This window comes from Streptomyces sp. GL_148 (assembly GCF_057834205.1).
The window spans coordinates 307,817-331,870 of record NZ_CM174396.1 but is presented as its reverse complement, the minus strand read 5'-3'; the positions used below and the strand labels follow the sequence as shown (position 1 = coordinate 331,870).

At 73.1% G+C, this 24,054-nt stretch carries 19 protein-coding genes; 16 read left to right on the top strand and 3 right to left on the bottom strand.

What is annotated here, in order from left to right:
* Positions 1-6 precede the first annotated feature (6 nt).
* The 6 genes from AC3IYI_RS01560 to AC3IYI_RS01535 all read left to right on the top strand — a co-directional run bounded on the left by AC3IYI_RS01560 (position 7) and on the right by AC3IYI_RS01535 (position 7,750).
* Complete coding sequence (locus tag AC3IYI_RS01560) at positions 7-906, top strand: alpha/beta fold hydrolase (protein ID WP_489408464.1); 900 nt, start codon at positions 7-9, stop codon at positions 904-906.
* A 2-nt stretch (positions 907-908) separates the two neighbouring features.
* Complete coding sequence (locus AC3IYI_RS01555) at positions 909-2,078, top strand: glycosyltransferase (protein ID WP_489411845.1); 1,170 nt, start codon at positions 909-911, stop codon at positions 2,076-2,078.
* On the top strand, positions 2,075-4,054 hold the full coding sequence (locus tag AC3IYI_RS01550; RefSeq protein ID WP_489408463.1) for a class I SAM-dependent methyltransferase: 1,980 nt from the start codon (positions 2,075-2,077) through the stop codon (positions 4,052-4,054). The genes AC3IYI_RS01555 and AC3IYI_RS01550 overlap by 4 nt, the downstream gene beginning before the upstream one ends.
* Positions 4,051-5,079, top strand: a complete 1,029-nt coding sequence (locus AC3IYI_RS01545) for a galactokinase (RefSeq protein WP_489408462.1) — start codon at positions 4,051-4,053, stop codon at positions 5,077-5,079. Before AC3IYI_RS01550 ends, AC3IYI_RS01545 begins: the two co-directional genes overlap by 4 nt.
* A gap of 92 nt (positions 5,080-5,171) precedes the next feature.
* Complete coding sequence (locus AC3IYI_RS01540; RefSeq protein ID WP_489408461.1) at positions 5,172-6,470, top strand: alkaline phosphatase family protein; 1,299 nt, start codon at positions 5,172-5,174, stop codon at positions 6,468-6,470.
* 11 nt (positions 6,471-6,481) lie between these two features.
* Positions 6,482-7,750: an MFS transporter gene (locus AC3IYI_RS01535; protein ID WP_489408460.1), complete on the top strand. Its 1,269-nt coding sequence runs from the start codon at positions 6,482-6,484 to the stop codon at positions 7,748-7,750.
* A gap of 10 nt (positions 7,751-7,760) precedes the next feature.
* Here AC3IYI_RS01535 and AC3IYI_RS01530 read toward each other — a convergent pair whose 3' ends face one another.
* Positions 7,761-9,053, bottom strand: a complete 1,293-nt coding sequence (locus tag AC3IYI_RS01530; RefSeq protein ID WP_489408459.1) for an MFS transporter — start codon at positions 9,051-9,053, stop codon at positions 7,761-7,763.
* A 111-nt stretch (positions 9,054-9,164) separates the two neighbouring features.
* Here AC3IYI_RS01530 and AC3IYI_RS01525 point away from each other — a divergent pair, with 111 nt between their 5' ends.
* A complete protein-coding gene (locus AC3IYI_RS01525) occupies positions 9,165-11,207 on the top strand; it encodes a prolyl oligopeptidase family serine peptidase (protein ID WP_489408458.1) in 2,043 nt (680 codons plus the stop codon).
* Positions 11,208-11,290: 83 nt separating this feature from the next.
* Here AC3IYI_RS01525 and AC3IYI_RS01520 read toward each other — a convergent pair whose 3' ends face one another.
* Complete coding sequence (locus AC3IYI_RS01520) at positions 11,291-12,916, bottom strand: flavin monoamine oxidase family protein (protein WP_489408457.1); 1,626 nt, start codon at positions 12,914-12,916, stop codon at positions 11,291-11,293.
* 207 nt (positions 12,917-13,123) lie between these two features.
* Entirely contained in the window at positions 13,124-13,819 is a 696-nt protein-coding gene (locus AC3IYI_RS01515; protein ID WP_489408456.1) for a TetR/AcrR family transcriptional regulator, read from the bottom strand.
* Between the two features lie 129 nt (positions 13,820-13,948).
* Between AC3IYI_RS01515 and AC3IYI_RS01510 the strand changes: the two genes are divergently transcribed.
* The 9 genes from AC3IYI_RS01510 (at position 13,949) to AC3IYI_RS01470 (ending at position 23,889) form a co-directional block, all read left to right on the top strand.
* Positions 13,949-15,631, top strand: a complete 1,683-nt coding sequence (locus AC3IYI_RS01510) for an amidohydrolase (protein WP_489408455.1) — start codon at positions 13,949-13,951, stop codon at positions 15,629-15,631.
* 88 nt (positions 15,632-15,719) lie between these two features.
* Complete coding sequence (locus tag AC3IYI_RS01505; RefSeq protein ID WP_489408454.1) at positions 15,720-17,408, top strand: ABC transporter substrate-binding protein; 1,689 nt, start codon at positions 15,720-15,722, stop codon at positions 17,406-17,408.
* Positions 17,405-18,385, top strand: coding sequence for an ABC transporter permease (locus AC3IYI_RS01500; RefSeq protein WP_489408453.1), 981 nt, complete (start codon positions 17,405-17,407; stop codon positions 18,383-18,385). The genes AC3IYI_RS01505 and AC3IYI_RS01500 overlap by 4 nt, the downstream gene beginning before the upstream one ends.
* Positions 18,382-19,299 (top strand): ABC transporter permease, encoded by a 918-nt coding sequence (locus tag AC3IYI_RS01495; RefSeq protein WP_489408452.1) that lies wholly within the window; start codon positions 18,382-18,384, stop codon positions 19,297-19,299. The genes AC3IYI_RS01500 and AC3IYI_RS01495 overlap by 4 nt, the downstream gene beginning before the upstream one ends.
* Positions 19,296-20,270, top strand: a complete 975-nt coding sequence (locus tag AC3IYI_RS01490; RefSeq protein ID WP_489408451.1) for an ABC transporter ATP-binding protein — start codon at positions 19,296-19,298, stop codon at positions 20,268-20,270. The genes AC3IYI_RS01495 and AC3IYI_RS01490 overlap by 4 nt, the downstream gene beginning before the upstream one ends.
* Positions 20,267-21,124 (top strand): ABC transporter ATP-binding protein, encoded by an 858-nt coding sequence (locus tag AC3IYI_RS01485; RefSeq protein WP_489408450.1) that lies wholly within the window; start codon positions 20,267-20,269, stop codon positions 21,122-21,124. Before AC3IYI_RS01490 ends, AC3IYI_RS01485 begins: the two co-directional genes overlap by 4 nt.
* Before the next feature lie 326 nt (positions 21,125-21,450).
* On the top strand, positions 21,451-22,251 hold the full coding sequence (locus tag AC3IYI_RS01480) for an ABC transporter substrate-binding protein (RefSeq protein ID WP_489411844.1): 801 nt from the start codon (positions 21,451-21,453) through the stop codon (positions 22,249-22,251).
* Positions 22,218-23,048 carry an amino acid ABC transporter permease gene (locus tag AC3IYI_RS01475; protein ID WP_489408449.1) on the top strand — a complete coding sequence of 277 codons (831 nt, stop codon included), beginning with the start codon at positions 22,218-22,220 and terminating at the stop codon, positions 23,046-23,048. The genes AC3IYI_RS01480 and AC3IYI_RS01475 overlap by 34 nt, the downstream gene beginning before the upstream one ends.
* A gap of 7 nt (positions 23,049-23,055) precedes the next feature.
* A complete protein-coding gene (locus AC3IYI_RS01470) occupies positions 23,056-23,889 on the top strand; it encodes an amino acid ABC transporter ATP-binding protein (RefSeq protein WP_489408448.1) in 834 nt (277 codons plus the stop codon).
* Positions 23,890-24,054: the final 165 nt, after the last annotated feature.

The following is a 24,054-nucleotide window of genomic DNA, read 5'->3' as shown; positions in this document are numbered from 1 at the left end:
CCCGCCATGGCCTTCGTTCCCGCGGACACCGTCCGCTTCCACGTTCAGCAGCTCCCGGCCACCCTGCACGCGGCCGGCCAGGACGCCGCAGACCGCCCCGTGGTGGTCTTCCTGCACGGGCTGGTCGTCGACAACCTCTCCTCCTTCTACTGCCCCCTGGCCGTCCCGGTGGCCCGGGCCGGGCACGAGGTGGTCCTCTACGATCTGCGCGGCCACGGCCGAACCGAGCGCCCCGCCACCGGCTACGACAGCCGCACCGCCGTACGGGACCTCTTCGCCCTGCTCGGCGCGCTCGGCCTCGGGCACCGCCCGGTGCACCTCGTGGGCAACAGCTACGGCGGCACCCTGGCCCTGCACGCCGCTCTCGCCCGGCCCGACCTGGTCGCCGGGCTCACCCTGCTCGAACCCCCGCTCAGCGGGGCCTGGGTGGACAACATGGTGGACACCCTGTCGGCAGCCGCCCTCAGCCTCGAGGACAGCGCGGTACCCGCCGAGCTGCTCACCCTGCGACTGCGCAAGGCGGCCAACCTCACGGCCATCGCCGACGACCTGCTCAACCGCACTACCCTCATCGACGACATCGCCGCCAGCCGCACCTTCACCCCTGGCGACTACGCCGGACTGCGCTGCCCCGTCCTGATCGTCTGCGGCGAGCACTCCGAACTGGTCCTGGGGGCGCTGGAACTGGCCCGCCACGCTCCGCACGTCACCGCCGTCGAGATCCTGCCGGGCCTCGGGCACGACGTGCTGAAGGAGAACAGCGGAGCGCTGCGAGCAGCCGTGCTCGCCCACCTCGACGCCACGGCCACGGCCACGGCGGGGGCACTCACACCGACATCGCCGTCGACGCCGCCGTCGACATCGCCGACGACGGTGCGACCGCGGGCAGGAGCGCTGGTCCGGTGAAGGTGCTCTTCACGGTGCCGCCGCTCGCGGGGCACGTCAATCCGACCGTGGCGGTCGGCGCCGAACTGGCCGCCCGCGGCCACGAGGTCGCCTGGACCGGCCCGCCCGGGGCGCTGGCCCGGCTGCTGCCCGACCACGCCCGGATCCTCTCCGCCGGCGCGGAGGCGGGCGGCGACTACGCGATGCTGCACGCCCGCTGGCGCGATCTGCGCGGGGTCGGGGCGCTGCGGTTCCTCTGGGAGGAGGCGTTGGTACCCCTGGCCCGGGCGATGCTCCCCGGCGTGGTCCGGGCGGTCGGCGCCTTCCAGCCGGACGTGCTCGTCGCCGATCAGCAGGCCCTGGCCGGTCCGGTCGCCGCGCGGCGGCTCGGGGTGCCCTGGGTGACCTCCGCGAGCACCTCCGCCGAACTCACCCACCCCTTCGCGGACTTCCCGAAGGTCGGGGAGTGGGTGGCCGCGCAGATCGCCGGACTGCTGACGGAGTGCGGGGCCGGTCCCGAGCCGGCCGGAGCTTCCTGGGATCCGCGGTTCTCGGAGCGGCTGGTCCTGGTGTTCTCCAGCCGCGAACTGGTGGGAGGGGACGAGAAGTTCCCGCCGCACTACGCCTTCGTCGGTCCGGCCTTCGGGTCCCGCCCCTCCGTTCCCGGATTCCCCTGGGAGCGACTGGATCCCGAGCGGCGACGGGTGCTCGTCTCCCTGGGAACCCTCAACCAGGAGGCAGGGGGCCGGTTCTACGGCGCGGTGCTGGGCGCTGCCGAACGGCTCGACAAGGACGTCCAGTTGGTCCTGGCGGCCCCCTCCCCGCTGGTCGGAGCGGTCCCCGGGAACGTACTGCTGCGCGACAGCGTCCCGCAGCTGGAGCTGCTCCGTCACCTGGACGCGGTCGTCTGCCACGGCGGCCACAACACCGTCTGCGAGGCCCTCGCACACGGGCTGCCGCTGGTGGTCGCCCCGATCCGCGACGACCAGCCGATCGTCGCCCGGCAGGTAGTGGAGGCCGGCGCCGGGGTGCGGGTGCGCTTCGGCAGGACCAGGGCCGAGGAGCTGCGCGACGCGCTGACGGCCGTACTGGACGAACCCGGCCACCGTCGGGGCGCCCGGCGGATCCAGGCCTCATTCGCCGCGGCCGGCGGGGCCGCCGCCGCGGCCGACCGGTTGGAGGAACTCGTATGACGCGCTCCCCGCTCCCTTCCCCCGTCCGGATCCCCCTTTCCGTGCCCCTCCTGCTGCCCGGCGTCCGGTGGACCTCCGCCCTCCTGCTCGCCGCCCTCGGCGCGGGCACCGTGCGCGCGGCCCGCCGGCTGCGGGCGGTCCCGGTGCTGTCCATGGCCGCGTCCACGAACGGCGGGGTGCCGCGCGCCGCCGGGTGGCGCCTGCTCACGGCCGGCGGGGTCGAGCCCGATGCGGCCACCTTCCTCGCCGCCTGCGCGCACGCCGACCGCGAGGGGCTGCGGGTACTGGACCTGCTGCCCGGGGACCTGCCCGCCGAGCGGGTGCTCAGCCTGCTGCGCCTGGTGGACCCGGCCGGCTACCGGCAGGACCGTCTCGGCGAGGGCCGCGGGGCCGGTTTCGCCGTGCTCGTCGCCGAGGAGGTGCTCGCGCGGGCCGGGGTGGACCCGGCGGGCCCGGCCGCCACTGTGGCGGAACTCATGGCGGTGATCCGGCGCGTGAAGGAGTACGCCGCCGATGCCACGGGACTGGCCATCGCACCCGCCCTGAGCTGCGGACCACCCGTCGATGCGCGCGGGCCGGCCCGGGCGGCCGAGCTGCGGGCCCAGGGCCTGCCGCCCGGGGCGCTCGCCGCAGCGCAGCTCGCCGGGCTGGCCCTGCTGGCGGGGGTCGCCGTGCGCCAGGGCCGGTGGGGGGCCGCCGCGGCGGGACTGTACTGGATCCAGCCCTACCTCGTCCTCGGCCGGCGCGGTGCACCCCTGCGCCCCGGGGACCTCGCCCGGGCCACGGCCGCCCGGCCCGTACGCTCCCTCGGCGCGGCCCTGCGCACGGCCGCCGCGACGACCCGTACGCCGCGACCCGAGGCCGCCACGGCGGCCAACGGCCCGGCCGCAGTGCCGACCAACGGCCCGGCCGCCGCGCGGGACACGGAGCAGGACGCCGTCCGGGCCGGGGCGGTCCAGGCGTACCGCGCGGACCTGGCCGCCGGGACCGAGCGGTTCCTCGAACCGCGCCGGCCCGACTGCCCCTGGTGCGGCTCCGGGCAGCTGTCCGTCCGGGTCCGGGTGCCCGACCTGCTCCAGGGCAAGCCCGGCCGGTTCACCCTGGAGCAGTGCGGAGCCTGCGGGCACGTCTTCCAGAACCCCCGACTCTCCCCGGAGGGGCTGGAGTTCTACTACCGCGACTTCTACGACGGCCGCGGCGGCGAGGGCGCCGCCACCGTCTTCGGCCGGCTCGGCGCCGCCTACCGCGGCCGGGCCGAAATGCTCCGCCCCCACACCGATCCCGTGTCATGGCTCGATGTCGGAACCGGGCACGGCCACTTCTGCAACGCGGCCCGCGCCGTCTGGCCCGACACCCGCTTCGACGGGCTGGACATGGGCGACGGGGTCCGCGAGGCCGAGCGGCGCGGCTGGGTGGAGACGGGGTACCAGGGCCAGTTCCCGGAATTCGCGGTCAAACTGGCGGGCCAGTACGAGGTGGTCAGCATGTACCACTACCTGGAGCACACCCGCGACCCGCTCACGGAACTGGACACGGCGGCCGCCGTCCTCGCCCCCGGCGGCTACCTCACCATCGAACTCCCCGACCCCGAGTCCCGGATGGCCCGACTGCTCGGCCCGGCCTGGCTGCCCTGGTTCCAGCCGCAGCACCAGCACCTGATCCCCTCCTCGAACCTGCGCGAGGCGCTGGCCGACCGGGGCTTCACCGTCCTCGCCGAGGAACACGGGCCGGCCCACCAGGGCAACGACTTCTTCGGCGCGGTGGCCCTGACCGCGACCCGGCTGGCACCCGACCCGGACCGGCCCTGGGGGCCCCCGGCCACCACCGGCCGACGCGCCCTCACCGGAGCCGTACGGCTGGCCTCGCTGCCCTGCTTCGCCGCCGCGGCGGTGCTCGACGGGCTGCGCACCGCCGCGGCCCGGCGCACGGACGGCGGCAACGCCTACCGGATGCTGGCCCGCAAGGACGAGCGGTGACGGGCCGCGGCGCGCAGACCGGCCCGGTCCCCGCCGCCACGGTCACCGCCACCGGCCCCGGCGGGGCTGCCACCGGCCCCGCCGACACCGGCCCCGAGGCCCTCGCCGGAGGCGACCTCGCCCGCCGGGCCACCGCCGACCCCCTCTTCCGCCTGGTCGCCTACGCCCTGGAAGCCGCGCACGGCCGCCCCCCGGCCGCCGTCTGGAGTGCCCCCTACACCTTCCACCTGGGCTTCCCGGGCCTCGTCGCGGCGGCGGGCTGGCCGGTGGCGGCCGCAGCTGCCCCGCGCACCGACGGCCTCGTACGGCTCAGCTCCCTGGCCCACCCCGCGGACGGCTGCGACCTACCACTGACCCTGTCCGGGCCGCCGCCCGCCACCCCGCCCTGGGCCGCCCGCCCGTACGCACTGCTGCGCGCGCTGGCCCGGGCCGGGTACGGCCGTGGCGGGACCGACCTGCACGTGCAGGGCTCCCTCACCGCAGCCGCCGGGCTGGCCACGGAGGAGGCCGCCGACTGCGCGGTGGCGCTCGCGGTGGCCGACGTCCACACGGCGGCGGGCGAGGACCCGGACCGGGTGCGGCTGGCCCGGCTGATGGGGGAGGCGCTGCCGGACGGCGACGACGCCCTGCGCCGGGGCGCCCTCTTCGCCCGGCCGGGCAGGGCCCTCCTGCTCGGCCACGGCCCGGCCCGGCCGGAGCCCCGGCGGCAACGCCAGCGGTACGTGGTCTTCGACCCCGCCGCGTCGGGGGCCCGCCTGGTGCTGCTGGCCCTGCGGCCGGACCCCGACGGCACGCAGGACCGTACGGCCGACCTGGCCCGGGCCGTCGGGTGCGCCCGCCGGGCCGGGGCCCTGAGCGCCTGGCCGCCCGGGCAGCGGCCGGGGCGGAGCGTCCTGGTCCTGCTGCCCGAGGCCCGGCTGACCGCGGTGCGGGCGGCGGTCGCGGAGGACTTCCGCGACCGGGAGCTGCCCGCCCCCCGGTTCCTGAACATCACCGTGGCCGGCGCGGCCCGCCGCGAGGCGTGACGCCCGCTCCCGACGCCGGCTCCCGGCGCCGGGACCTGACACCGGCCCCTCACCCCGCGCACCACACCACTCATCACGAGGAGGAACCACCCATGGCACTGAGTCCCCCGACCGCACCGAGCGCGAGCGCGCCCGCCCGCGCGAGACACCGGGTCCGCCGGTCCGCCCTGCTCGCCGGGATCGGCGCCCTCGGCGCCCTCGGACTGCTGGGCGCCTTCACGATCGCCAACTCCCAGGCGGCGACCAGCGGTTCCGCGGCTCCTTCGGCCACGGCCGCACTGCCCGCGTACGACCACGTGGTCGTCGTCGTGTACGAGAACAAGCAGTACGGCGAGATCATGGGCAGCGCCAACGCCCCGTACATCAACCAGCTCGCGAGCGGCGGCGCGAGCCTGACCGGCATGAAGGCGCTGACCCACCCCAGCCAGCCGAACTACTTCAACCTCTTCTCCGGCGCCACCCAGGGCATCACCGGGGACGGCTGCTACACCCCGCAGTCGATGACCGCACCCAACCTCGGCCAGGAGCTGATCGCGGCCGGCAAGACCTTCGCGACGTACAACGAGGACCTGCCGAGCGAGGGTTCCACGGCCTGCACCAACGGCCAGTACGCCCAGAAGCACAACCCGTGGTTCGCCTTCAAGAACGTGCCGCTGAACACCGGCAAGACCTGGGCGCAGTTCCCGCAGAACAACTTCGCGGCGCTGCCCAACCTGTCGTTCATCGTCCCCAACCAGTGCAACGACATGCACTCCTGCTCGGTCGGCACGGGTGACACCTGGACGAAGAACAACATCGACGCCTACGCGCAGTGGGCGAAGGCCAACAACAGCCTGCTGGTTCTGACCTGGGACGAGGACAACTTCCTCGGCTCCAACCAGATCGCCACCGTGTTCTACGGGGCGAACGTCAAGACGGGCACGTACTCCACGGCCTTCAACCACTACAACCTGCTGCGCACCTTCGAGGACCTGTTCGCCGTGGCCACGCACGCCGGGAACGCCGCCAACGTCCAGCCGATCAGCGAGGTGTTCGGCTCCACGACCCCGACCCCGACCCCGACGCCCACCTCGACCCCGACTCCCACGCCGACGCCCACGCCGACCCCCACCCCCACCCCGACCTCGGCCGATCTGAAGCTGGCCAACCCCGGCCCGCAGAGCTGCAAGTTCAACCAGAGCTGCACCATCCAGCTCACCACCACGGGCGGGAAGCCCCCCGTCCGCTACGCCGCCACCGGACTCCCCTGGGGCCTGACCCTCGACGCCGCCACCGGCCGCATCACCGGAAAGCCCTGGGCCACCGGAACGATCCAGATCACCGCCACGGCCACCGACACCACCGGAGCCACCGCCACCACCACCTTCCCCCTCACCCTCACCTGGTTCTAAAGGAGGCACCCGTGTACCTGTCGACCAGCCGTGCGGCGGACATCGCCGCAGACCCTCCGGCTCCGAAGGGCCCCCTGCGGGCCGTCCCCGGCACGGTGCTCGCCCTCGGCATGGTCAGCCTGGTCACGGACGTCTCCGCCGAGATGGTCACCGCCGTCCTGCCGCTGTACCTGGTGGCCGGACTCGGGATGTCCCCGCTCGCCTTCGGCGCTCTGGACGGGATCAACCAGGGCGCCACCGCGCTGCTGCGCCTCGTGGGCGGACGGGTCGCGGACCGCACGCAGCGCCGCAAGCTCGTCGCCGGCACCGGCTACGCGATCTCCGCCGCCTGCAAGGCGGCCCTGCTCGCGGTCACCACCCCCTGGTCGGTGGCGGCGGTGCTCGCCGCCGACCGGACCGGCAAAGGGCTGCGCACCGCCCCGCGCGATGCGCTGATCTCACTGTCCTGCCCGCCGGGGGAGCAGGGCCGCGCCTTCGGCGTGCACCGCGCGCTGGACACGGCCGGGGCCCTGCTGGGGCCGCTGGCCGCGTTCGGCGTGCTGTGGGTGGCGGTGGACGGGTACGAGGCCGTCTTCACCGTGAGCTGCTGCCTCGCGGTGCTGGGCGTCCTGGTACTGGCCCTGTTCGTACGCGAGAGCCCCGCGCCCGCACCGGCGGCCGGGACGCCTTCGGCCCGCACCCTCCTGCGGATCCCCGGCCTGCGGCGGCTCTGCCTGACCGCCGCCGTGCTCGGCCTGTTCACCGTCGGGGACGCCTTCCTCTACCTGCTGCTCCAGCGGCGCCTGGACCTGCCGGCCGCCTGGTTCCCGCTGCTGGCGGTCGGCACCGCGGCCGTGTTCCTGCTGGCCGCCGTACCCCTGGGCCGGCTCGCCGACCGGCTGGGCCGCCACCGGGTCTTCCTCGGCGGCCACCTGCTGCTGCTCGGCGCCTTCCTGCTGCTCCTGGCTCCGCTGCCGCAGGGGCCCGCGCTCGTGTGCGGGGTCCTCGGCCTGCTCGGCCTGTTCTACGCGGCCACCGACGGGGTACTGATGGCCGCGGCCGGGCCGCTGCTGCCGCCCGGGCTGCGCACCACCGGGCTGGCCGTGCTCCAGACGGCGCAGGCCCTGGCGCGGTTCGCGGGCTCCCTGCTCTTCGGCGCCGCCTGGACCCTGTGGGGACCGGGCCCGGCGCTGGCCGCGGCGGCCGGGGGACTGCTGCTGGCCCTGACCGCCACGACCGTGGCCACGTCCGCCTTCGCGGGCCGCGGCCCCGCCTCGGGGGAGGAATCCCCCGAGGGATGAGGGCGCCGGCTCAGGCCGGTGCTCCACTCGGCTGCGGCTCCTTCGCGGCCCGCTGCCGCAGGGCGTCCTCGTCGGTGTCCGCGTCGTAGGAGATCAGCTTGGGCAGCAGGGCGGCCAGCAGCGCCACCGAGGCCACGCAGGCCAGTCCGCCGCTCCAGAAGGCCGGACGGGTCCCGGTCCAGCCGGCCATCGTGCCCGCGCGGACCTGGCCCAGCTGCGGGCCGACGGTGTACGAGAGCACCTCGATGCCCGCGAGCCGGCCCCGCAGCTCCTCGGGGATCGTCTGGTTCCAGATGGTGGCGCGCCCCAGCGCGCTGAGCATGTCGCCCGCGCCGGCCACCGCGAGGCACAGCAGCACGAGCCAGATGTTCCCGGACCAGCCCGCGGCCGCGATGGCCAGCCCCCACACCCCTGCCCCGCACACCACCAGCAGCCCGTGCCGGCGTACCCGCGAGGCCCAGCCGCTGGTCAGCCCCAGCGCCAGCGAGCCCACCGCGCCCGCCGCGTACATCAGACCCAGCGCCCACACGGCGTCGAGCTCGTCGGCGAGGAAGGGGAAGACGGCGTTCGGGAAGGCGAAGAACATCGCCGCCATGTCCACGGCGTACGTGCCGAGCAGCACGGGCCGGCTCCACGCGTACCGGGCCCCCTCGGCGATCCCCCGCAGCGAGGGCCGCTCGGCGTCGCGCGCGGGCGGAGCCGGACGCAGCCGCAGGCACAGCAGCACCGACACGGAGAACCCCGCGACGGTGACCGCGTACGCGGGGACGTACCCGGCGTACGCGACGACCAGACCGGCCACCGCGGGGCCGGCGATGGCGCCGAACTGGTAGCGCAGCCCGTTCAGCGCGGCGGCGGCGGTGAGCTGGTCGTGCGGCACGATCCGCGCCATCAGCGAGTCCATGGCCGGCCGCTGCAGGCCGGTCAGTGCCGATACGCACGCCGCGACCACGTACAGCGGCCACAGCAGGGGACTCGGCAGGGCGGCGTTGACCAGGAGGACCAGGGCGAGCACCCCGAGCCCGGCCTCGGTCAGCAGGATCATCCGCCGCCGGTCCACGGCATCGGCGAGGGCACCCCCGTAGAGACCGAAGACCACCAGCGGGAGCAGTTCCACCGCGCCCATCGCACCGACCGCGAGGGGCGAGTCCGTCAGGTGCTTGATCTGGAGCGGCAGCGCGATCATCGCCATGAACGAGCCGAAGTAGGTGACCGTGCCCTGGTAGAACAGCAGCCGGAAATCGGGGCTGGACCGCAGGGGGCTGAGGTCGGGCAGTACGGAGGCGAAGCGGGATCTGCTCACGAGGGGCCATCGTCGGCGCCCGCCCGTCCCCGGGCAACTGGTTTTCGGTCGTGGACGGGTTGGGGCCTGCCGTCAGATTCCCGTCGTCGTCCGATCCTGCACAATCGGCGGATGAGCGATGAAGACCCCTACCTCTGGCTGGAAGACGTCACCGGCGAGGCCGCCCTCTCCTGGGTGCGCGAACGCAACGAAGAAACGGTGTCCGAGCTGGCCTCGGACCCCGGGTTCAAGGTGCTGGAGTCGGAGGTCCGCGAGGTCCTCGACGACGACGGCAGGATCCCGTACACACGCCGGCGGGGACGCCACCTCTACAACTTCCGGCAGGACGCCGACCACGTACGCGGTCTGTGGCGGCGCACCACCCTGGAGGAGTACCGCAAGGAGCGGCCCGACTGGGAACCGGTCCTGGACCTGGACGCGCTCGCCGAGACCGAGGGAGAGAAGTGGGCCTGGGCGGGCGCCGCCGTCCTGGCTCCCGATCACCGCCACGCCCTGGTCATGCTGTCCAGGGACGGGGCCGACGCCTGTGTGGTGCGCGAGTTCGACCTGGAGCAGCGGGAGTTCGTCACCGGCGGCTTCGAAGTCGCCGAGGCCAGGACCACCATCGGCTGGATCGACCAGGACCGGGTCTGGATCGGCACGGACTTCGGCCCCGGTTCGATGTCAGTCTCCGGCTATCCCCTCCAGGTGCGCCGGTGGCGGCGCGGCACCCCCCTCGCGGAGGCGGAAACGGTCTACGAGGGCCGGCCGACGGACCTGAACGCGTCCGGCTGGCACGATGACACGCCCGGTTTTGAACGGGACTTCGTCCACCGGCAGATCGACTTCTGGAAGCAGGAGCTGCTCCTCCTCCCCGGGGACGGAACCCCGGATCCGGCGGCCGGGCCCGAGAAGATCGACGTCCCCGACGACGCCGGCGCCTCCGTCCACCGCGAGTGGCTCCTCGTCGCGCCGAAGTCGCCGTGGCTCGGCCACGTCGCGGGCAGCCTGCTCGCCTTCGACTTCGAGGCCTTCCGGGCGGGGGAGCGGGAGGCGGCGCTGCTCTTCACCCCGGACGAGCACACCGCCCTCGCGGGCTGGAGCTGGACCCGCAACCACCTGATCCTCACCACCAGCGCCGACGTCTCCTCCCGGCTGGAGCTCCTGACCCCCGGGCCGGGCCCCGACGGCTGGAGCCGCACCCCCCTCTCCGGCGTACCGCCGCTGTCCACGGCCTCCGTGGTCGGCACCGACCCGGACGTGAGCGACGAGTTCTTCCTGGACGTCTCCGGCCACCTCCAGCCCTCCACCCTCTACCGGGGTACGGCCCCGGCCGGCGCCGAGGAGACCGTCAAGCAGGGCCCGGCCCTCTTCGACACCGCCGGCCTCGCCGTCCGCCAGTACTTCGCCCGCTCCGCGGACGGCACGAGTGTCCCGTACTTCGTCGTCGGACCCGAGGACCGCACCGGCCCCGGCCCCACCCTGCTCTACGGCTACGGCGGCTTCGAGATCTCCATGGTCCCGGGCTACAGCGCCGTCACCGGCCGTGCCTGGCTCGCGCGCGGCGGCACCTACGTGGTGGCCGGCATCCGGGGCGGGCACGAGTACGGGCCGGACTGGCACAAGGCCGCGCTCGGGGCGAACCGGGTCCGGGCCTACGAGGACTTCGCCGCCGTGGCCCGGGACCTCATCGCCCGGGACGTCACCACCCCCGCCCAGCTCGGCATCGAAGGCGGCAGCAACGGCGGGCTGCTCATGGGCGCGATGCTCACCCGCGACCCCGAGCTGTTCGGCGCGGTCGTCGCCCACGTGCCGCTGATGGACATGCTCCGCTTCCACAAGCTGCTCGCCGGAGCGAGCTGGATCGCCGAGTACGGGGACCCCGACAGCCCGGCCGACCGGCCCCACCTGGAGGGGATCTCCCCGTACCACCAGGTCCGGACGGACGGGCCCCCGTACCCCCCGCTGCTCCTGCTGACCTCGACCCGCGACGACCGGGTCCACCCCGGGCACGCCCGCAAGATGGCCGCCCGGCTGCGGGAGTCGGGGCACCCCGTGCTCTTCCACGAGCACCTCGGCGGCGGCCACTCGGGCGCCACCGACCACGGGCAGGCCGCCTTCAACGGGGCGCTGGTCCACACCTTCCTGTGGGAGCGGCTGACCCCGCCGAGGTGACCGTGCGGTGTGCGGCGCGGCCCGGGATCAGATCTGGCAGCTGATCTCGGCCGCGACGCGTTCGCCGGAGGAAACGGCCGCGTTCAGCGTGGAGTTCTCCACGTCGGTGTGCTCGCCCGCGAAGTGGATCCGGCCCTCCTGGAGCCCCTCGCACCCGGCGATCGAGGTGTACTGGCCGACCTTGTAGTAGTGGTAGGCGCCCCGCTGCCAGGGGGCGCGCGACCAGTGGTCCTCGTACGCCCTGCCGGTGTAGGCGGCCCGGGTGCCCGGGTAGACGTGCTCGATCTGCGAGAGGAACCAGTCGACGTCGGCGGCGGGCGCCGGGCCGTGCGCGGCCCGGTGAGCACGTCGCGGGCGGTGTTCCCGCCGGGGAAGTTGACCAGCAGGGCCGGTGTTCCGGTGGGGGCGCCCGCGACCGAGCCGTCCCAGGCCGTCTGATAACCGACCGGGCCGGTGTTGCTGATGCCGTTGTACCCGAGCTGCGGCCAGGTTTTGGCCGACAGCTCGGTGACGATCTTCGCGTTCTGGCCCATGCCCTGCTGCCGGACGGCGGTCAGCTTGCGGGCGGAGAGGCCGGCCCCGGAGAGTTCGACGTCGCGCAGGGTGCTGAAGGGCAGGGCCAGCACCACGTGGTCGGCCGGAACCGAGACCGTGCTGCCGCCGTGGTCGAAGACGCAGGTGTACGAGCCGTCGCTGCCCCGGCGCAGGGCGATGAGCTGGTATCCCTGGCGGACCGTGCCCGCCGGGAGCTGGGCCGCCATCCCGCTCACGAGCTGGTCGTTGCCGCCGATGAGGTGGTACTTCTCGTCGAAGCCGCGCCCGCCGGCGAAGACCGACGAGGCCCCCAGGAAGCCGATCATGCCCAGCGCGGAGGCCTCGGCGGGCTCGCCGCCCGACTGGAGCTGCAAGGCCTGGATCAGCTGGCCGAGGCGGGAGCCGGGGGCCAGCCCGATCTCGTCGAGATAGTCCAGGCATGAGAGGTGGTCCAGCCGGTACGCCTCCGCGGTGTAGCCGTCGTAGCGGGCGGTGCCGGCGGCTGCGTACGAGGCGCTGAACGCGTCGTACGCGGCGTCGATCCAGTCGTCCTGCTGCTGGAGCCCCGAGTAGGAACCCCCGTTGACCCAGCCGGCGTAGTCCCCGGCGTGCAGTTCGCCGCCGTTGGCGAGCTCCCGCTGCAGGCCGAGGCTCCGTGCCAGGTCGAGGACCGCGGTGTCGGTGGAGCTGATGAAGGACCCGCCGTGCTCGTGGACCGCGCCGCCGGAGAAGAACCCGCGCAGCGACCAGCAGCGGCCCCCAATGCGCGTGGTGTCGGCCTCGTACACCGTGGTGGCGACCGGGTTGCCCTGGTTCCACAGCCGGTGCGCGCAGCGCAGTCCCGCGAGTCCCGCACCGACGATCACGACGCGCGGGGCGGCGGCGCCGGTCGCGGCGGCGGCGCGGCGCGGGGTGAGCAGGCCGCCGGGGAGGGCGGCGGCGAGGGCCGCGGCGCCCGCGGCGCCGAGCATCCGGCGGCGGCTGGGCGTACGGCCGTCGGAGGCGGGCTGTTCCCCGGCCCGGCGGGCGCGTTCGCGGCGGGTGTCCTCGGCGCGTTCGCCGAGGACCTCGGCGACGGGCATGTCCCGGCGACGGGCTTCGGCGTGGGCGGCGAAGGCGGTGCGGAGCGGGTCGGGAAGGCCGGCGCGGTGGGCCGGCCGGTGCGCGTGCTGCATGTGATCCCTCTTCTCGGAATCCTGCGGAGACGGCAAGGAGTCGGGCTGAAGGGGAGTAGAGCGGTGGCGCAACACCGTTGTCAACGATGTTGCGCCACTTTTTGGCAGACGGATGCCCGCGGACAGGTATCCGCGGACGGGGTGAATGCGCGTGGGTGGTCCTCGGATCAGGCGGGTGGGCCTCGGATCGGGCGGGTGCTCCTCGGATCAGGCTCCGCGCAGCGCCCGGACCCGGTTCTCGATCGCGGTGATCAGCGCCTCGACCCTGGCCCGGAAGATCTGTTCGTCCGTCACCTCGGCCAGTTCGCCGCTCAGTCGGGTGATGTGGGGGAATCCGGCGGGGTCGACCAGCCGGTACTCGCGGCTCCACGAGGACTCGTCGGCAGCCCGGATCTCCGGGTCGAAGAGCAGGTAGGCGGCGCGCTGGCCGACGTAGGCGAGCAGGGAGTCGCCGACCATCCGGTAGTGGACGGCCGCCTCGGCCCCTTCGAGCCCGGCCTCCGTCACCGCGCCGAGGATCAGCTCGACGACACGGAACTCGTTGGTCCTGCGGGTGGTCCGGCTGGCCATGGTCGAGCCGACCACCGGGTACCTGAGGGCGACTTCGAGGGAGCCTTCGGCGAGCGCGCGCAGCCGGTCCTTCCAGCCGAGTCCCGCGGGGATGCTGTCGAGCACCTCGCCGAGCGTGCGGTCGGCGACGGACAGCAGCAGGTCGTCCTTGTCGCGGAAGTGCCGGTAGATCGCGGTCGGGTCGGCGCCGAGCTCCTCGCCGAGGCGCCGGACGGTGAAGGCGTCCTCGCTGCCGCGGGCCGCGATGCGCAGGCTCGCTTCGATGATCACGTCGGGTGTGAGCTGGCTGCCCGCGCGCTTGGACCGGGCGGGTGTGTCGGATGGCTTCGGCATGGTGGGGCCAGTGTAACGATGTGGAACAGAGCGAGCGCAACACCGTTGACAACACTGTTGCGCTCCCGTTCACTCCTCCTCAACGAACCAGCCGTGCGGGGCTCACCCGCCGAGCCGAAGGATGCGTCGATGGGCAAGACCAGGCAGCGTGCCGACATCGTCTTCGTAGGGGGGCGGGTCTTCACCGGGACCTCCCCGACCCCGGTCGACGCCGCCGTCGCCGTCGGAGGCGGCCGGATCATCGCCGTCGCCGACGCAGCCGCCGTACGGCTCCTCGCGGACGCCGACACCGAGGTCGTCGACCTCGCGGGAGGACTGCTCGTCCCCGGATTCCAGGACGCCCACGTGCATCCCGCGGTGGCCGGCGTCCAGATGCTCGGCTGCGACCTGAGCGAGGAGCGCACCATCGACGGCTACCTCGCCGTGGTCGCGGAATTCGCCCGGACCCACCCCGACGTGGCCTGGATCCGCGGCGGCGGCTGGTCGATGGACATCTTCCCCGGAGGCACGCCGACCCGCGCCATGCTCGACGCGGTGGTCCCGGACCGGCCCGTCCTCCTCACCAACCGGGACGGCCACGGCGCCTGGGTCAACACCCGGGCGCTGGAGATCGCCGGCGTCGACCGCACCACCCCCGATCCGGCCGACGGCCGGATCGAGCGGGAGGAAGACGGAAGCCCGGCCGGCACCCTCCAGGAGGGCGCCGTGGAGCTGGTGGCACACCACGTGCCCCTCGCAACGCCCGACGAGGCGCACGCGGGCCTGCTCGCCGCACAGGAGCACCTCTTCTCCCTCGGCGTCACCAGCTGGCAGGACGCCATGATCGGCTCCTTCCCCGGCAACCCCGACAACTACGGCGTCTACCTGCGCGCCGCCCGCGAGGGCTCCCTGCGCGCCCGCGTCGTCGGCGCCCTGTGGTGGGACCGCGAACGCGGCCTGGAACAGATACCCGACATCGAGGAGCGCCGCCGCACAGGACAGGTCGGCCGCTTCAAAGCCACCAGCGTCAAGATGATGCAGGACGGCATCGCCGAGAACTTCACCGCCGGCATGCTGGAGCCCTACCTGGACGGCTGCGGCTGCGCCACCAACAACTCCGGGCTCAGCTTCATCGATCCGAAGGTGCTCACGGCAGCAGTGTCCCTGCTCGACCGCGCGGGCTTCCAGATCCACTTCCACGCCCTGGGCGACCGGGCCGTGCGCGAGGTGCTCGACGCCCTCGCCGAGGCCCGCGAGGCCAACGGAGCCAACGACAACCGCCACCACCTCGCCCACCTCCAGCTCGTCCACCCGGAGGACATCGCCCGCTTCGCGAGCCTGGACGCGGCCGCCAACATCCAGGCGCTGTGGGCCGCGCACGAACCGCAGATGGACGAGCTCACGATCCCCTTCCTCGGACCGGAGCGGGCCCGCCTCCAGTACCCGTTCGGCGACCTCCAGCGCGCCGGCGCCCGCCTGGTCGCCGGCAGCGACTGGTCGGTCAGCAGCCCCAACCCGCTGTGGGGCATCCACGTCGCCGTCAACCGCTCCGTACCCGACGAGGCCCCCAACGCGACCGGGACCTTCGAACCGGCGCCGCCCTTCTTCCCGGAGCAGGCCCTGACCCTCTCCCAGGCCCTCACCGCCTACACCGCCGGCAGCGCGTGGGTGAACCACCTCGACGAGGTCACCGGCACCGTCGAGGTGGGCAAGTACGCGGACCTCGTCGTCCTCGACCGCGACCCCTTCGCGCACCCCCCGATGGAGATCGCCGACACCCGCGTGCTGCGCACGTACATCGACGGCGAACTGGTCTTCGCCGCGACCGACTGACCGGTCACCGCACGCACCTTCACCGGCCGGTCCGCCTCCGGCCGAGCGTCACCCACCCCACCGAGCTCATCCCTCAGGGAGTCAGACGATGTCATCAACCCGATCGGGATCCCCCCTGCACCGAGGCCGCGGCCGCGGCCACCGCATCCGCACCGGCGCCGCAGCCGCTCTCGCCGCGGCCGCCGTGCTCGTCACCAGCGCCTGCAGCGGCACCGCGAACCCCGACAAGGACACGGACCAGGCCGCCGCGTACAAGATCACGGACAAGACGCCCGCCGCCGCCGGAAACGTGGACTCCTTCACCTGGTCCGTCTACGCGGAGCCGACCACCATCGACTACGCGTACTCCTTCGACTTCCCGCCCAACCAGATCCTCGCCAACGTCTGCGAGAGCCTGCTGCGCTGGAACCCCGACCTGACGACCTCCCCGGGCCTCGCGTCCTCGTACACCAACCCCACACCCACCAGCTGGGTGTACCAGATCCGCCCCGGCGTGCACTTCCACGACGGGACGGTGCTCACCGCCGACGACGTCGTCGCCTCCCTGAGCCGCAACCTCGACCCCGAGACCGGCAGCGTCTGGGCGAACCAGTACAAGAACGTCGAGTCCATCGACAAGACCGGCCCGCTGGAAGTCACCGTCACGCTGACCAAGCCGGACTCCACCTTCAACAAGTACCTGGCCGCCAGCCCCGGCACCGTGGAGTCCGCCGCCACCCTGGCCAAGTCCGGCAAGGACTACGGCAATCCGCAGACCGGCGTGAACTGCACCGGCCCCTTCTCCTTCGCCTCCTGGACCTCCGGCCAGTCCCTCACCCTCAAGCGGTTCGACGGGTACTGGAACCAGGAGCTGAAGGCCAAGTCCGGCGAGGTGAAGTTCGTCTTCCTCGCCGATGCCACCACCCGCGTCAACGCCTTCCAGAGCGGCGAGGTCGACGGCGGCTGGATGGTCCCGCCGAACGCCTACACCCAGCTGGGCTCCACCGAAGCCGGAAAGCTCTACTTCGGCCGCAACACCACCGTCGCCGACGAGGTCGTCGCCAACCTCAAGGGCCCCCTCGGCAACCCCAAGGTCCGCCAGGCGCTCCTCATGGCCACCGACCGCAAGGGCATCGTCAAGGCCGGCGCAGGCGGGGTCGGCGAGGTCTCCGACTCCCTCGTCACCGACAGCCTGTGGGCCGACGCTCCGCCCGCGACCCGCGAAGCCCTCGTGAAGGACCTGCCGAAGTACCCGTACGACCCGGCCAAGGCCAAGGCGCTCGCCGCCGAGGCCGGAGTGAACGGGCAGGAGATCGTGATCGCGACCAGCCCGCTGGACTCGCAGACCACGATCATCACCCAGGCCATCGCCCAAGCCGCCACCGCCATCGGACTGAAGCCGCGGATCGACTCCCTCTCCGCGGAGAAGTACACGACCCTCTTCACCGACCCCGCGGCCCGCGAGGGCATCGACCTCTTCCTCACCTTCTGGTACACGTCCATCACGGACCCGCTGGACATGTTCGCCTCGCTGGAGACCGGCGCCTTCAGCAACTACGGCAACTGGTCCGACCCGGCCTTCGACGCGGCCGTGCAGAAGGCCGTCGGCGCCCACGACCCCGCCGGGCACGCGGCCGCCAACGCCGAGGCGCAGAAGATCGCCTCCCGCGAACTGCCCTGGCTGCCCCTGTACACCCTGCCCGTCAGCGTCTTCATGGGTAAGAAGATCACCGGCGTCCAGCCCTCCATCGCCTACCTCTACTACCCGTGGGCGGCCGAGATCGGAGCCAAGGGATGACGGCCGCGGCGACGGCCGCGACCACCCGCGCCGTACGGGTGCTGCGCCGCCTGGCCGGCATGGCGGCGACCCTGCTCGTCACCTCCTTCCTCGTCTTCTCCTCCCTCTTCCTGGCCCCCGGAGACCCGGCCAGCTTCCTCGTCAAGGGACGCAGCCCCAGCCCGGAGGACCTCGCCGCACTGCGCAGCCAGTACGGCTTCGACGAACCCTTCCTGGTCCGGTACTGGAACTGGCTCGAAGGGGTGCTGCACGGCGACTTCGGCCGCTCCTACCTCTTCCACCAGGACGTCTCCGCGGTCATCTGGTCGCGGCTGCCCTCCTCCATGCTGCTGATCGCCGTATCCGGCCTGATGATCGCCGTGTTCGGCATCGGCTCCGGCATCATCGGCGCGCTGCGCCGGGGTTCGCGCACCGACCGCTCCCTGATGCTCCTCGTCACGGTGGGCGCGGCCGCACCCGCCTTCGTCGCCGCCCTGCTGCTCAGGTCGGTGTTCGGGGTGCAGCTGGGCTGGTTCCCCACCATCGGCAACGGCGAAGGCCTCATGGACCGGCTGCACCACGTGATCCTCCCGGCGGCGGCCCTGTCCGTCACCTTCACCGCCCTGGTGACCCGCGTGACCCGCTCGGCCATGCTCGACGAGCTGAGCCGCGACCATGTGGAGGTCGCGCTGAGCCGCGGAGCGCCACGGCGCACCGTCATCCGGCGGCACGTCCTGCGCAACGCCCTCGGCCCGATCGTCACCGTCTCCGCGCTCCTGGTCTCCGGCATGCTGGTCAGCACCGCGATCGTCGAGACCGCCTTCGGAATGTCCGGCGTGGGCTCGCTGCTCGTGCAGTCCGTCGACCAGCTCGACTTCCAGGTCGTCCAGGCCATCGTGCTGCTGGTGGTGGCCGCCTTCGTCATCGTCAACGCCCTCGTGGACCTGCTCCACCCACTGATCGATCCGCGCACGGCCGCGGCGGGGAGCGCCCGATGAGCACCCTTCCCGAAACGGGCGTCACGACCTGTACCCCGGGCACCCCCCGTACCCCGGGCACCCCCCGTGCCCGGCGCGACCCGCTCGCCCGGCTGCGCCGCCTCGGCGGCAGCCGGCTCCAGCGGACCTGCCTGACGCTCCTGGTCCTGTTCGTGCTCGTCGCGATCCTGGGCCCCTGGATCGCCCCGTACGACCCCACCTTCGGACAGCTCGGCGACACCCTCCTGGGGCCGAGCGCCCAGCACTGGCTGGGCACCGACCAGGGCGGCCACGACACGCTCTCGGCGCTCATCGTCGGCACCCGGACCAGCCTGGCCGGCCCGCTCGCCGTCGTCCTGTTCTCCACGGTCCTCGGCGTCGCCGTCGGCCTGTTCACCGCCTGGCGCGGAGGCTGGATCGACACCGCCGTCGGCCGCGTTCTCGACGTCCTGTTCGCCTTCCCCGCGCTACTCCTCGCGATCTTGGCGGTGGCCCTGTTCGGCAAGGGGATGACGGCTCCGGTGATCGCCATGGCCATCGCCTACATGCCGTACACCGCACGCCTCGTACGGGGCCTGGCCGTCCGGGAGAAGTCCCGGCCCTACATCGCCGCCTACCAGGTGCAGGGCCACTCGCCCCTGTACGTCACCGTCCGCAGGCTGCTGCCCAACATCGCCCCGACGCTGCTCGCCCAGTCGACGGTGAACTTCGGCTACGCCCTGCTCGACCTCGCCGCCCTCTCCTTCCTCGGACTCGGCGTACAGCCGCCCACCCCCGACTGGGGAGCCATGATCAACCAGGGGCAGGCGGCCGTCCTGCAGGGCCAGCCGCTCTCCGCGATCGCGCCGGCCGTGGCGGTCGTCCTGGTCGTGGTCGCCTTCAACGTCGTCGGGGAAGACCTCGGCGACCGGCTCGCGGGGAGGGACTCCCGATGACACTGCTCGCCTACGAAGACCTGCGCGTCACGCTCCCCGCGATGGCCCGCCCCCTCCTCGACGGGGTCAGCCTCACCGTCGCGGCCGGAGAGGTCGTCGCCCTGGTCGGCGAATCCGGCTCGGGCAAGTCCGTCACCGCCCGCGCCGCCCTCGGCCTGTTCCCGCAGGGCTCCGAGACCGGCGGCCGGGTCCGCGTCGACGGCACCGACCTGGTCGGCGCCGACCCCGCGAGCCTGCGCGAGGTCCGTACCAACAAAGCGGCGATGATCTACCAGGACCCGCGGGCCGCCATCAACCCGGTACGCCGGGTCGGGGACTTCCTCACCGAACCGCTGCGCCTGGTGCACGGCTGGTCCAAGGCCCGGGCGAACGTCAGGGCCGCCGAACTGCTCGACGCGGTCGGCCTGCCCGACCCCGTCCGCCACCTGAACCAGTTCCCGCACGAGCTCTCCGGCGGCATGCTCCAGCGCGTCGTGATCGCCGCGGCCCTCACCGCCGAACCCCGGCTCCTGCTCTGCGACGAGCCGACGACCGCGCTCGACGTCAGCACCCAGGCCGAGATCCTGGCCGTCCTGGGCCGGCTCCAGCGCGAACGCGGCCTCGGGCTCCTGCTCATCACCCACGACATCGAGCTCGCCGCCTCCGTCAGCGACCGGATCTACGTCATGTACGCGGGCCGGATCGTCGAAACGGCTCCCGTGGCGGAACTCTTCGCCTCCCCCCGGCACCCCTACACCGCGGGCCTGCTCGGATCCTCCCCGCCCCTCGCGGGCCCCCTGGCCCGCCTGACCCCCATCCCCGGCGCCCCGATGGGGCTGTTGGAGTCGGCCCCCGGGTGCGCCTTCGCAGCCCGCTGCCGGTTCGCCGAACCGGGCCGCTGCGACCAGTCCCCGCCGCAGCTCCTGCCGCACGGCCCGGCCGAGGTCGCCTGCCACCGCGCCGCCGAAATCAGCCTGAAGGAGGACAGTTGAGCAACCGTCCGAGCAAGGACACCGCCCCGGACCTTCCTGCGGAACTCCTCCGGGTGAGCGGACTACGCAAGACCTACCGGACCGGCGGGACGGAGGTCGTCGCCGTCGACGACCTGTCGTTCTGCGTACGGGCCGGCGGGGCGCTCGGCATCGTGGGGGAATCCGGTTCGGGCAAGACCACCACGGCCCGGATGCTGATCGGCCTGGAACGCCCCGACGCGGGCGAGATCCTGGTCCAGGGCCGGCCGCTGGCGGCCTCCGTACGGGGGAGGCCGGCCCGGCTGGCCCGCGCCAAGGCGGTCCAGATCGTCTTCCAGGACCCCTACCTCTCCCTGGACGCGCGGATCAGCATCGGCGCGACCGTCGACGGCGTGCTCACACTGCACGGCATGTCCGACCGGACGGCCCGCGCCGCACGCGTACGGGAACTGCTGGCCCAGGTAGGCCTCGGCGACCGCGAGGCCGCCGCCCTGCCCCGCCGCCTCTCCGGCGGGCAGCGCCAACGCGCCGCGATCGCACGGGCGCTGGCAGTCGAACCCGCCGTCCTGGTGCTCGACGAAGCGGTGTCCGCCCTGGACGTGTCCGTACAGGCGCAGGTGCTCAACCTGCTCTCCGACATCCGCCGCGACACCGGGATCGGCCTGGTCTTCGTCAGCCACGACCTGGCCGTCGTCCGCTACGTCTGTGACGAGGCGCTCGTCATGTACCGCGGCCGCACGATGGAACACCGCCCGGTCACCGAGCTCCTCACCGCCCCCGAGCACCCCTACACCCGGCTGCTGCTGGCCTCCGTACCCCGTCCGGGCTGGGACCCCGACTCGATCAGCCGGCGCCGCCGCGAGCTCGCCCCCTGACAGCGCCGACGGCTCCGGCGGCGGGGAAGTGACGCCGGGGCGGGCTCCGGTGAACCCGCCCCGGCCCGACCCGCGCGAGGGGACACCGGGGCCGGTGGACCGGCGCCTGCGGGCGGCCCAGTGATCATGGCCGGATCCGCGCGGTGCGCCCCGGCGTCCCCGCAACGCATCGCCGGAGATCCCTCAACGGGCGCCGCCCGTGGCTTACGATCTCGGCGGACGGTCCCGTCCCGTGATCGCCGCTCGACCCGCACTCGTGGAGGTCAACCGTGTTCCGGACGGCCAGAGGAAACTGCACGCGAGGAAACCGCAGGCGCGCCGGCAGCCTGCGCATCCGCGTCGCCGCCGCGGCGGCGGGCGCGTTCCTCGTCGCCGGATGCTCCTCGGGAGAAGACGGCCCGGGCGAGGCCGCCGGCGGAGTGCCCGTCGTGGAGAAGGGTAAACTGACGACCTGCACCCACCTGCCCTATCCGCCGTTCCAGTTCGAGAAGGACGGCAAGGTCGTCGGTTTCGACGTGGCCCTGGTCGACCTGGTGGCGAGCCGGCTCAAGGTCGAGCAGAAGATCCTCGACACCCCCTTCGAGAACTTCAAGACCGGCGCCTTCCTGAACTCCGGCGAGTGCGACCTCGCCGCCGCCGGCATGACGATCACCGACGAGCGCAAGAAGAACGTCGACTTCTCCGTCCCCTACTTCGACGCCACACAGGCGCTGCTCGCCACCAAGAAGAGCGGCGTGACCTCGCTCGCCGACCTCAAGGCGAAGGGGAAGAAGCTGGGCGCGCAGGCCGAGACCACCGGCGAGAGCTACGCCAAGGCCCAGGGCTTCGACCCCGTCGCCTTCGAGAGCTCGGACGCGGTCATCAACGGCCTGCGCACCGGCCAGGTGGACGCCGTCGTCATCGACTACCCCGTGGTCCAGGGCTGGCTCAAGGACCCCAAAAACGCCGCCGAGTTCACCCTCGGGCAGAACATCGAGACCGGCGAGCAGTACGGCTTCTCGGTGAAGAAGGGCAACACCGCCCTCGTGGCCGCGATCGACAAGGCGATCACCGACGCCAAGGCCGACGGCACCTACAAGAAGCTCTACGAGCAGTGGATCGGCCCGCTGCCCCAGACCACCCCGTGACCTCCCGGCTGACCCGGCGCCAGCGCCGCCGGGTCTCGCAGGGCTTGCAGTACGCGCTCTTCGTCGCGGCGCTGGTGCTGATCGGCGTCTCGGCGGACTGGGAAAGGCTGCAGAACCAGTTCGCCCAGAAGGACCTGGCGCTACGGCTCTTCCCCGAGATCATCACCACGGCCCTGCGCAACACGGTGATCTACACGACCTCCGGGTTCCTCCTCGGCCTGGTCCTCGGCCTGGTCATCGCCATGATGCGACTGTCCTCCGTGGCCCCGTACCGGTGGGTCGCGAGCGTCTACATCGAGCTGTTCCGGGGCCTCCCGGCCCTGCTGATCTTCATCTTCGTCGGCGTGGCGGTGCCCCTGGCGTTCCCCGGTACGCAGATCCCGGGCGGCACGTACGGCAAGGTCGCGATCGGCCTGGGACTGGTGGCCGCCGCCTACATGGCGGAAACGATTCGGGCGGGCATCCAGGCGGTACCCAAGGGGCAGATGGAAGCCGCCCGCTCGCTGGGCTTCTCGCACGCCCGCGCCATGGTCTCGGTCGTCATCCCGCAGGCCTTCCGCATCGTCATCCCGCCCCTCACCAACGAACTGGTCCTGCTGTTCAAGGACTCCTCGCTCGTGCTGTTCCTCGGCGTGACGCTGTCGGAGCGCGAACTGACGAAGTTCGGCCGGGACCTCGCCAGCCAGACCGCCAACTCCACCCCGATTCTGGTCGCGGGCCTGTGCTACCTCCTGGTGACCGTGCCGCTGAGCTTCGTGGTGCGCCGCCTGGAAGCCCGCGCGGACAAGGCCGTGTGAGGAAGACATGCCACAGGAGGCCCCAGCGGTGGACACGACGGCCACGGACGGCCCGGAGATCGAGATCCGGGGACTGCACAAGTCCTTCGGCGCCAACCACGTCCTGCGCGGCATCGACCTGGAAGTCGCCCGCGGCGAGGTGGTGTGCGTCATCGGGCCCTCCGGCTCGGGCAAATCGACGCTGCTGCGCTGTGTGAACCTGCTCGAAGAGCCCAGCGAGGGCCGAGTCTTCGTCGGCGGAACCGAGGTCACGGACCTGGACGTCGACATCGACGCCGTACGCCGCCGCATCGGGATGGTCTTCCAGCAGTTCAACCTCTTCCCGCACGTCAGCGTGCGCGAAAACCTCACCCTGCCCCAGCGCCGCGTCCTGGGCAGGGGCAAGGCCGAGGCCGAGGCCGTGGCCCGGGAGAACCTCGCCCGCGTCGGCCTCTCCGACAAGTCCGAGGCGTACCCCGCCCAGTTGTCCGGCGGCCAGCAGCAGCGGGTGGCGATCGCCAGGGCCCTGTCGATGGGCCCGGAAGTGATGCTCTTCGACGAGCCGACCTCGGCGCTGGACCCCGAACTCGTCGGCGAGGTGCTGGCGGTGATGCGGGTCCTTGCGGGCGAGGGCATGACGATGATGGTCGTCACCCACGAGATGAGCTTCGCCCGCGAGGTCGCGGACCGGGTCGTCTTCATGGACGGCGGAGTCGTCGTCGAGCAAGGGCCGGCGGCCCAAGTGGTCGGGGATCCCCGGCAGGAGCGGACCAGGAGCTTCCTCAACCGGATCCTCGACCCGGCGGCGGCCGAGCCGCCCGGGGCCCTGGGCGACGAATCGGGCCGGGGCGGGGACGCCTGACGGCGTCGAGCCCCCGGACCGAGCACCTGACCGAGCCGTGCCCCTGACCGAGCGTTGCACCAGGCTGGCCCCACCTCGGCTCCGCGCTGCCCATGGGGCAGGATGGGACGTCCGTTCCGGATGCGTACGCATGCGCGAACGCGGCATCCAGCACGACGAACTGAC

Bases quoted from the DNA above. Each gene is read 5' to 3' on its own strand.
- AC3IYI_RS01560 (WP_489408464.1), top strand. From the start codon at position 7: ATGGCCTTCGTTCCCGCGGACACCGTCCGCTTCCACGTTCAGCAGCTC.
- AC3IYI_RS01550 (WP_489408463.1), top strand. From the start codon at position 2,075: ATGACGCGCTCCCCGCTCCCTTCCCCCGTCCGGATCCCCCTTTCCGTG.
- AC3IYI_RS01540 (WP_489408461.1), top strand. From the start codon at position 5,172: ATGGCACTGAGTCCCCCGACCGCACCGAGCGCGAGCGCGCCCGCCCGC.
- AC3IYI_RS01525 (WP_489408458.1), top strand. From the start codon at position 9,165: ATGAGCGATGAAGACCCCTACCTCTGGCTGGAAGACGTCACCGGCGAG.
- AC3IYI_RS01520 (WP_489408457.1), bottom strand. From the start codon at position 12,916: ATGCAGCACGCGCACCGGCCGGCCCACCGCGCCGGCCTTCCCGACCCG.
- AC3IYI_RS01515 (WP_489408456.1), bottom strand. From the start codon at position 13,819: ATGCCGAAGCCATCCGACACACCCGCCCGGTCCAAGCGCGCGGGCAGC.
- AC3IYI_RS01510 (WP_489408455.1), top strand. From the start codon at position 13,949: ATGGGCAAGACCAGGCAGCGTGCCGACATCGTCTTCGTAGGGGGGCGG.
- AC3IYI_RS01505 (WP_489408454.1), top strand. From the start codon at position 15,720: ATGTCATCAACCCGATCGGGATCCCCCCTGCACCGAGGCCGCGGCCGC.
- AC3IYI_RS01500 (WP_489408453.1), top strand. From the start codon at position 17,405: ATGACGGCCGCGGCGACGGCCGCGACCACCCGCGCCGTACGGGTGCTG.
- AC3IYI_RS01495 (WP_489408452.1), top strand. From the start codon at position 18,382: ATGAGCACCCTTCCCGAAACGGGCGTCACGACCTGTACCCCGGGCACC.
- AC3IYI_RS01490 (WP_489408451.1), top strand. From the start codon at position 19,296: ATGACACTGCTCGCCTACGAAGACCTGCGCGTCACGCTCCCCGCGATG.
- AC3IYI_RS01470 (WP_489408448.1), top strand. From the start codon at position 23,056: ATGCCACAGGAGGCCCCAGCGGTGGACACGACGGCCACGGACGGCCCG.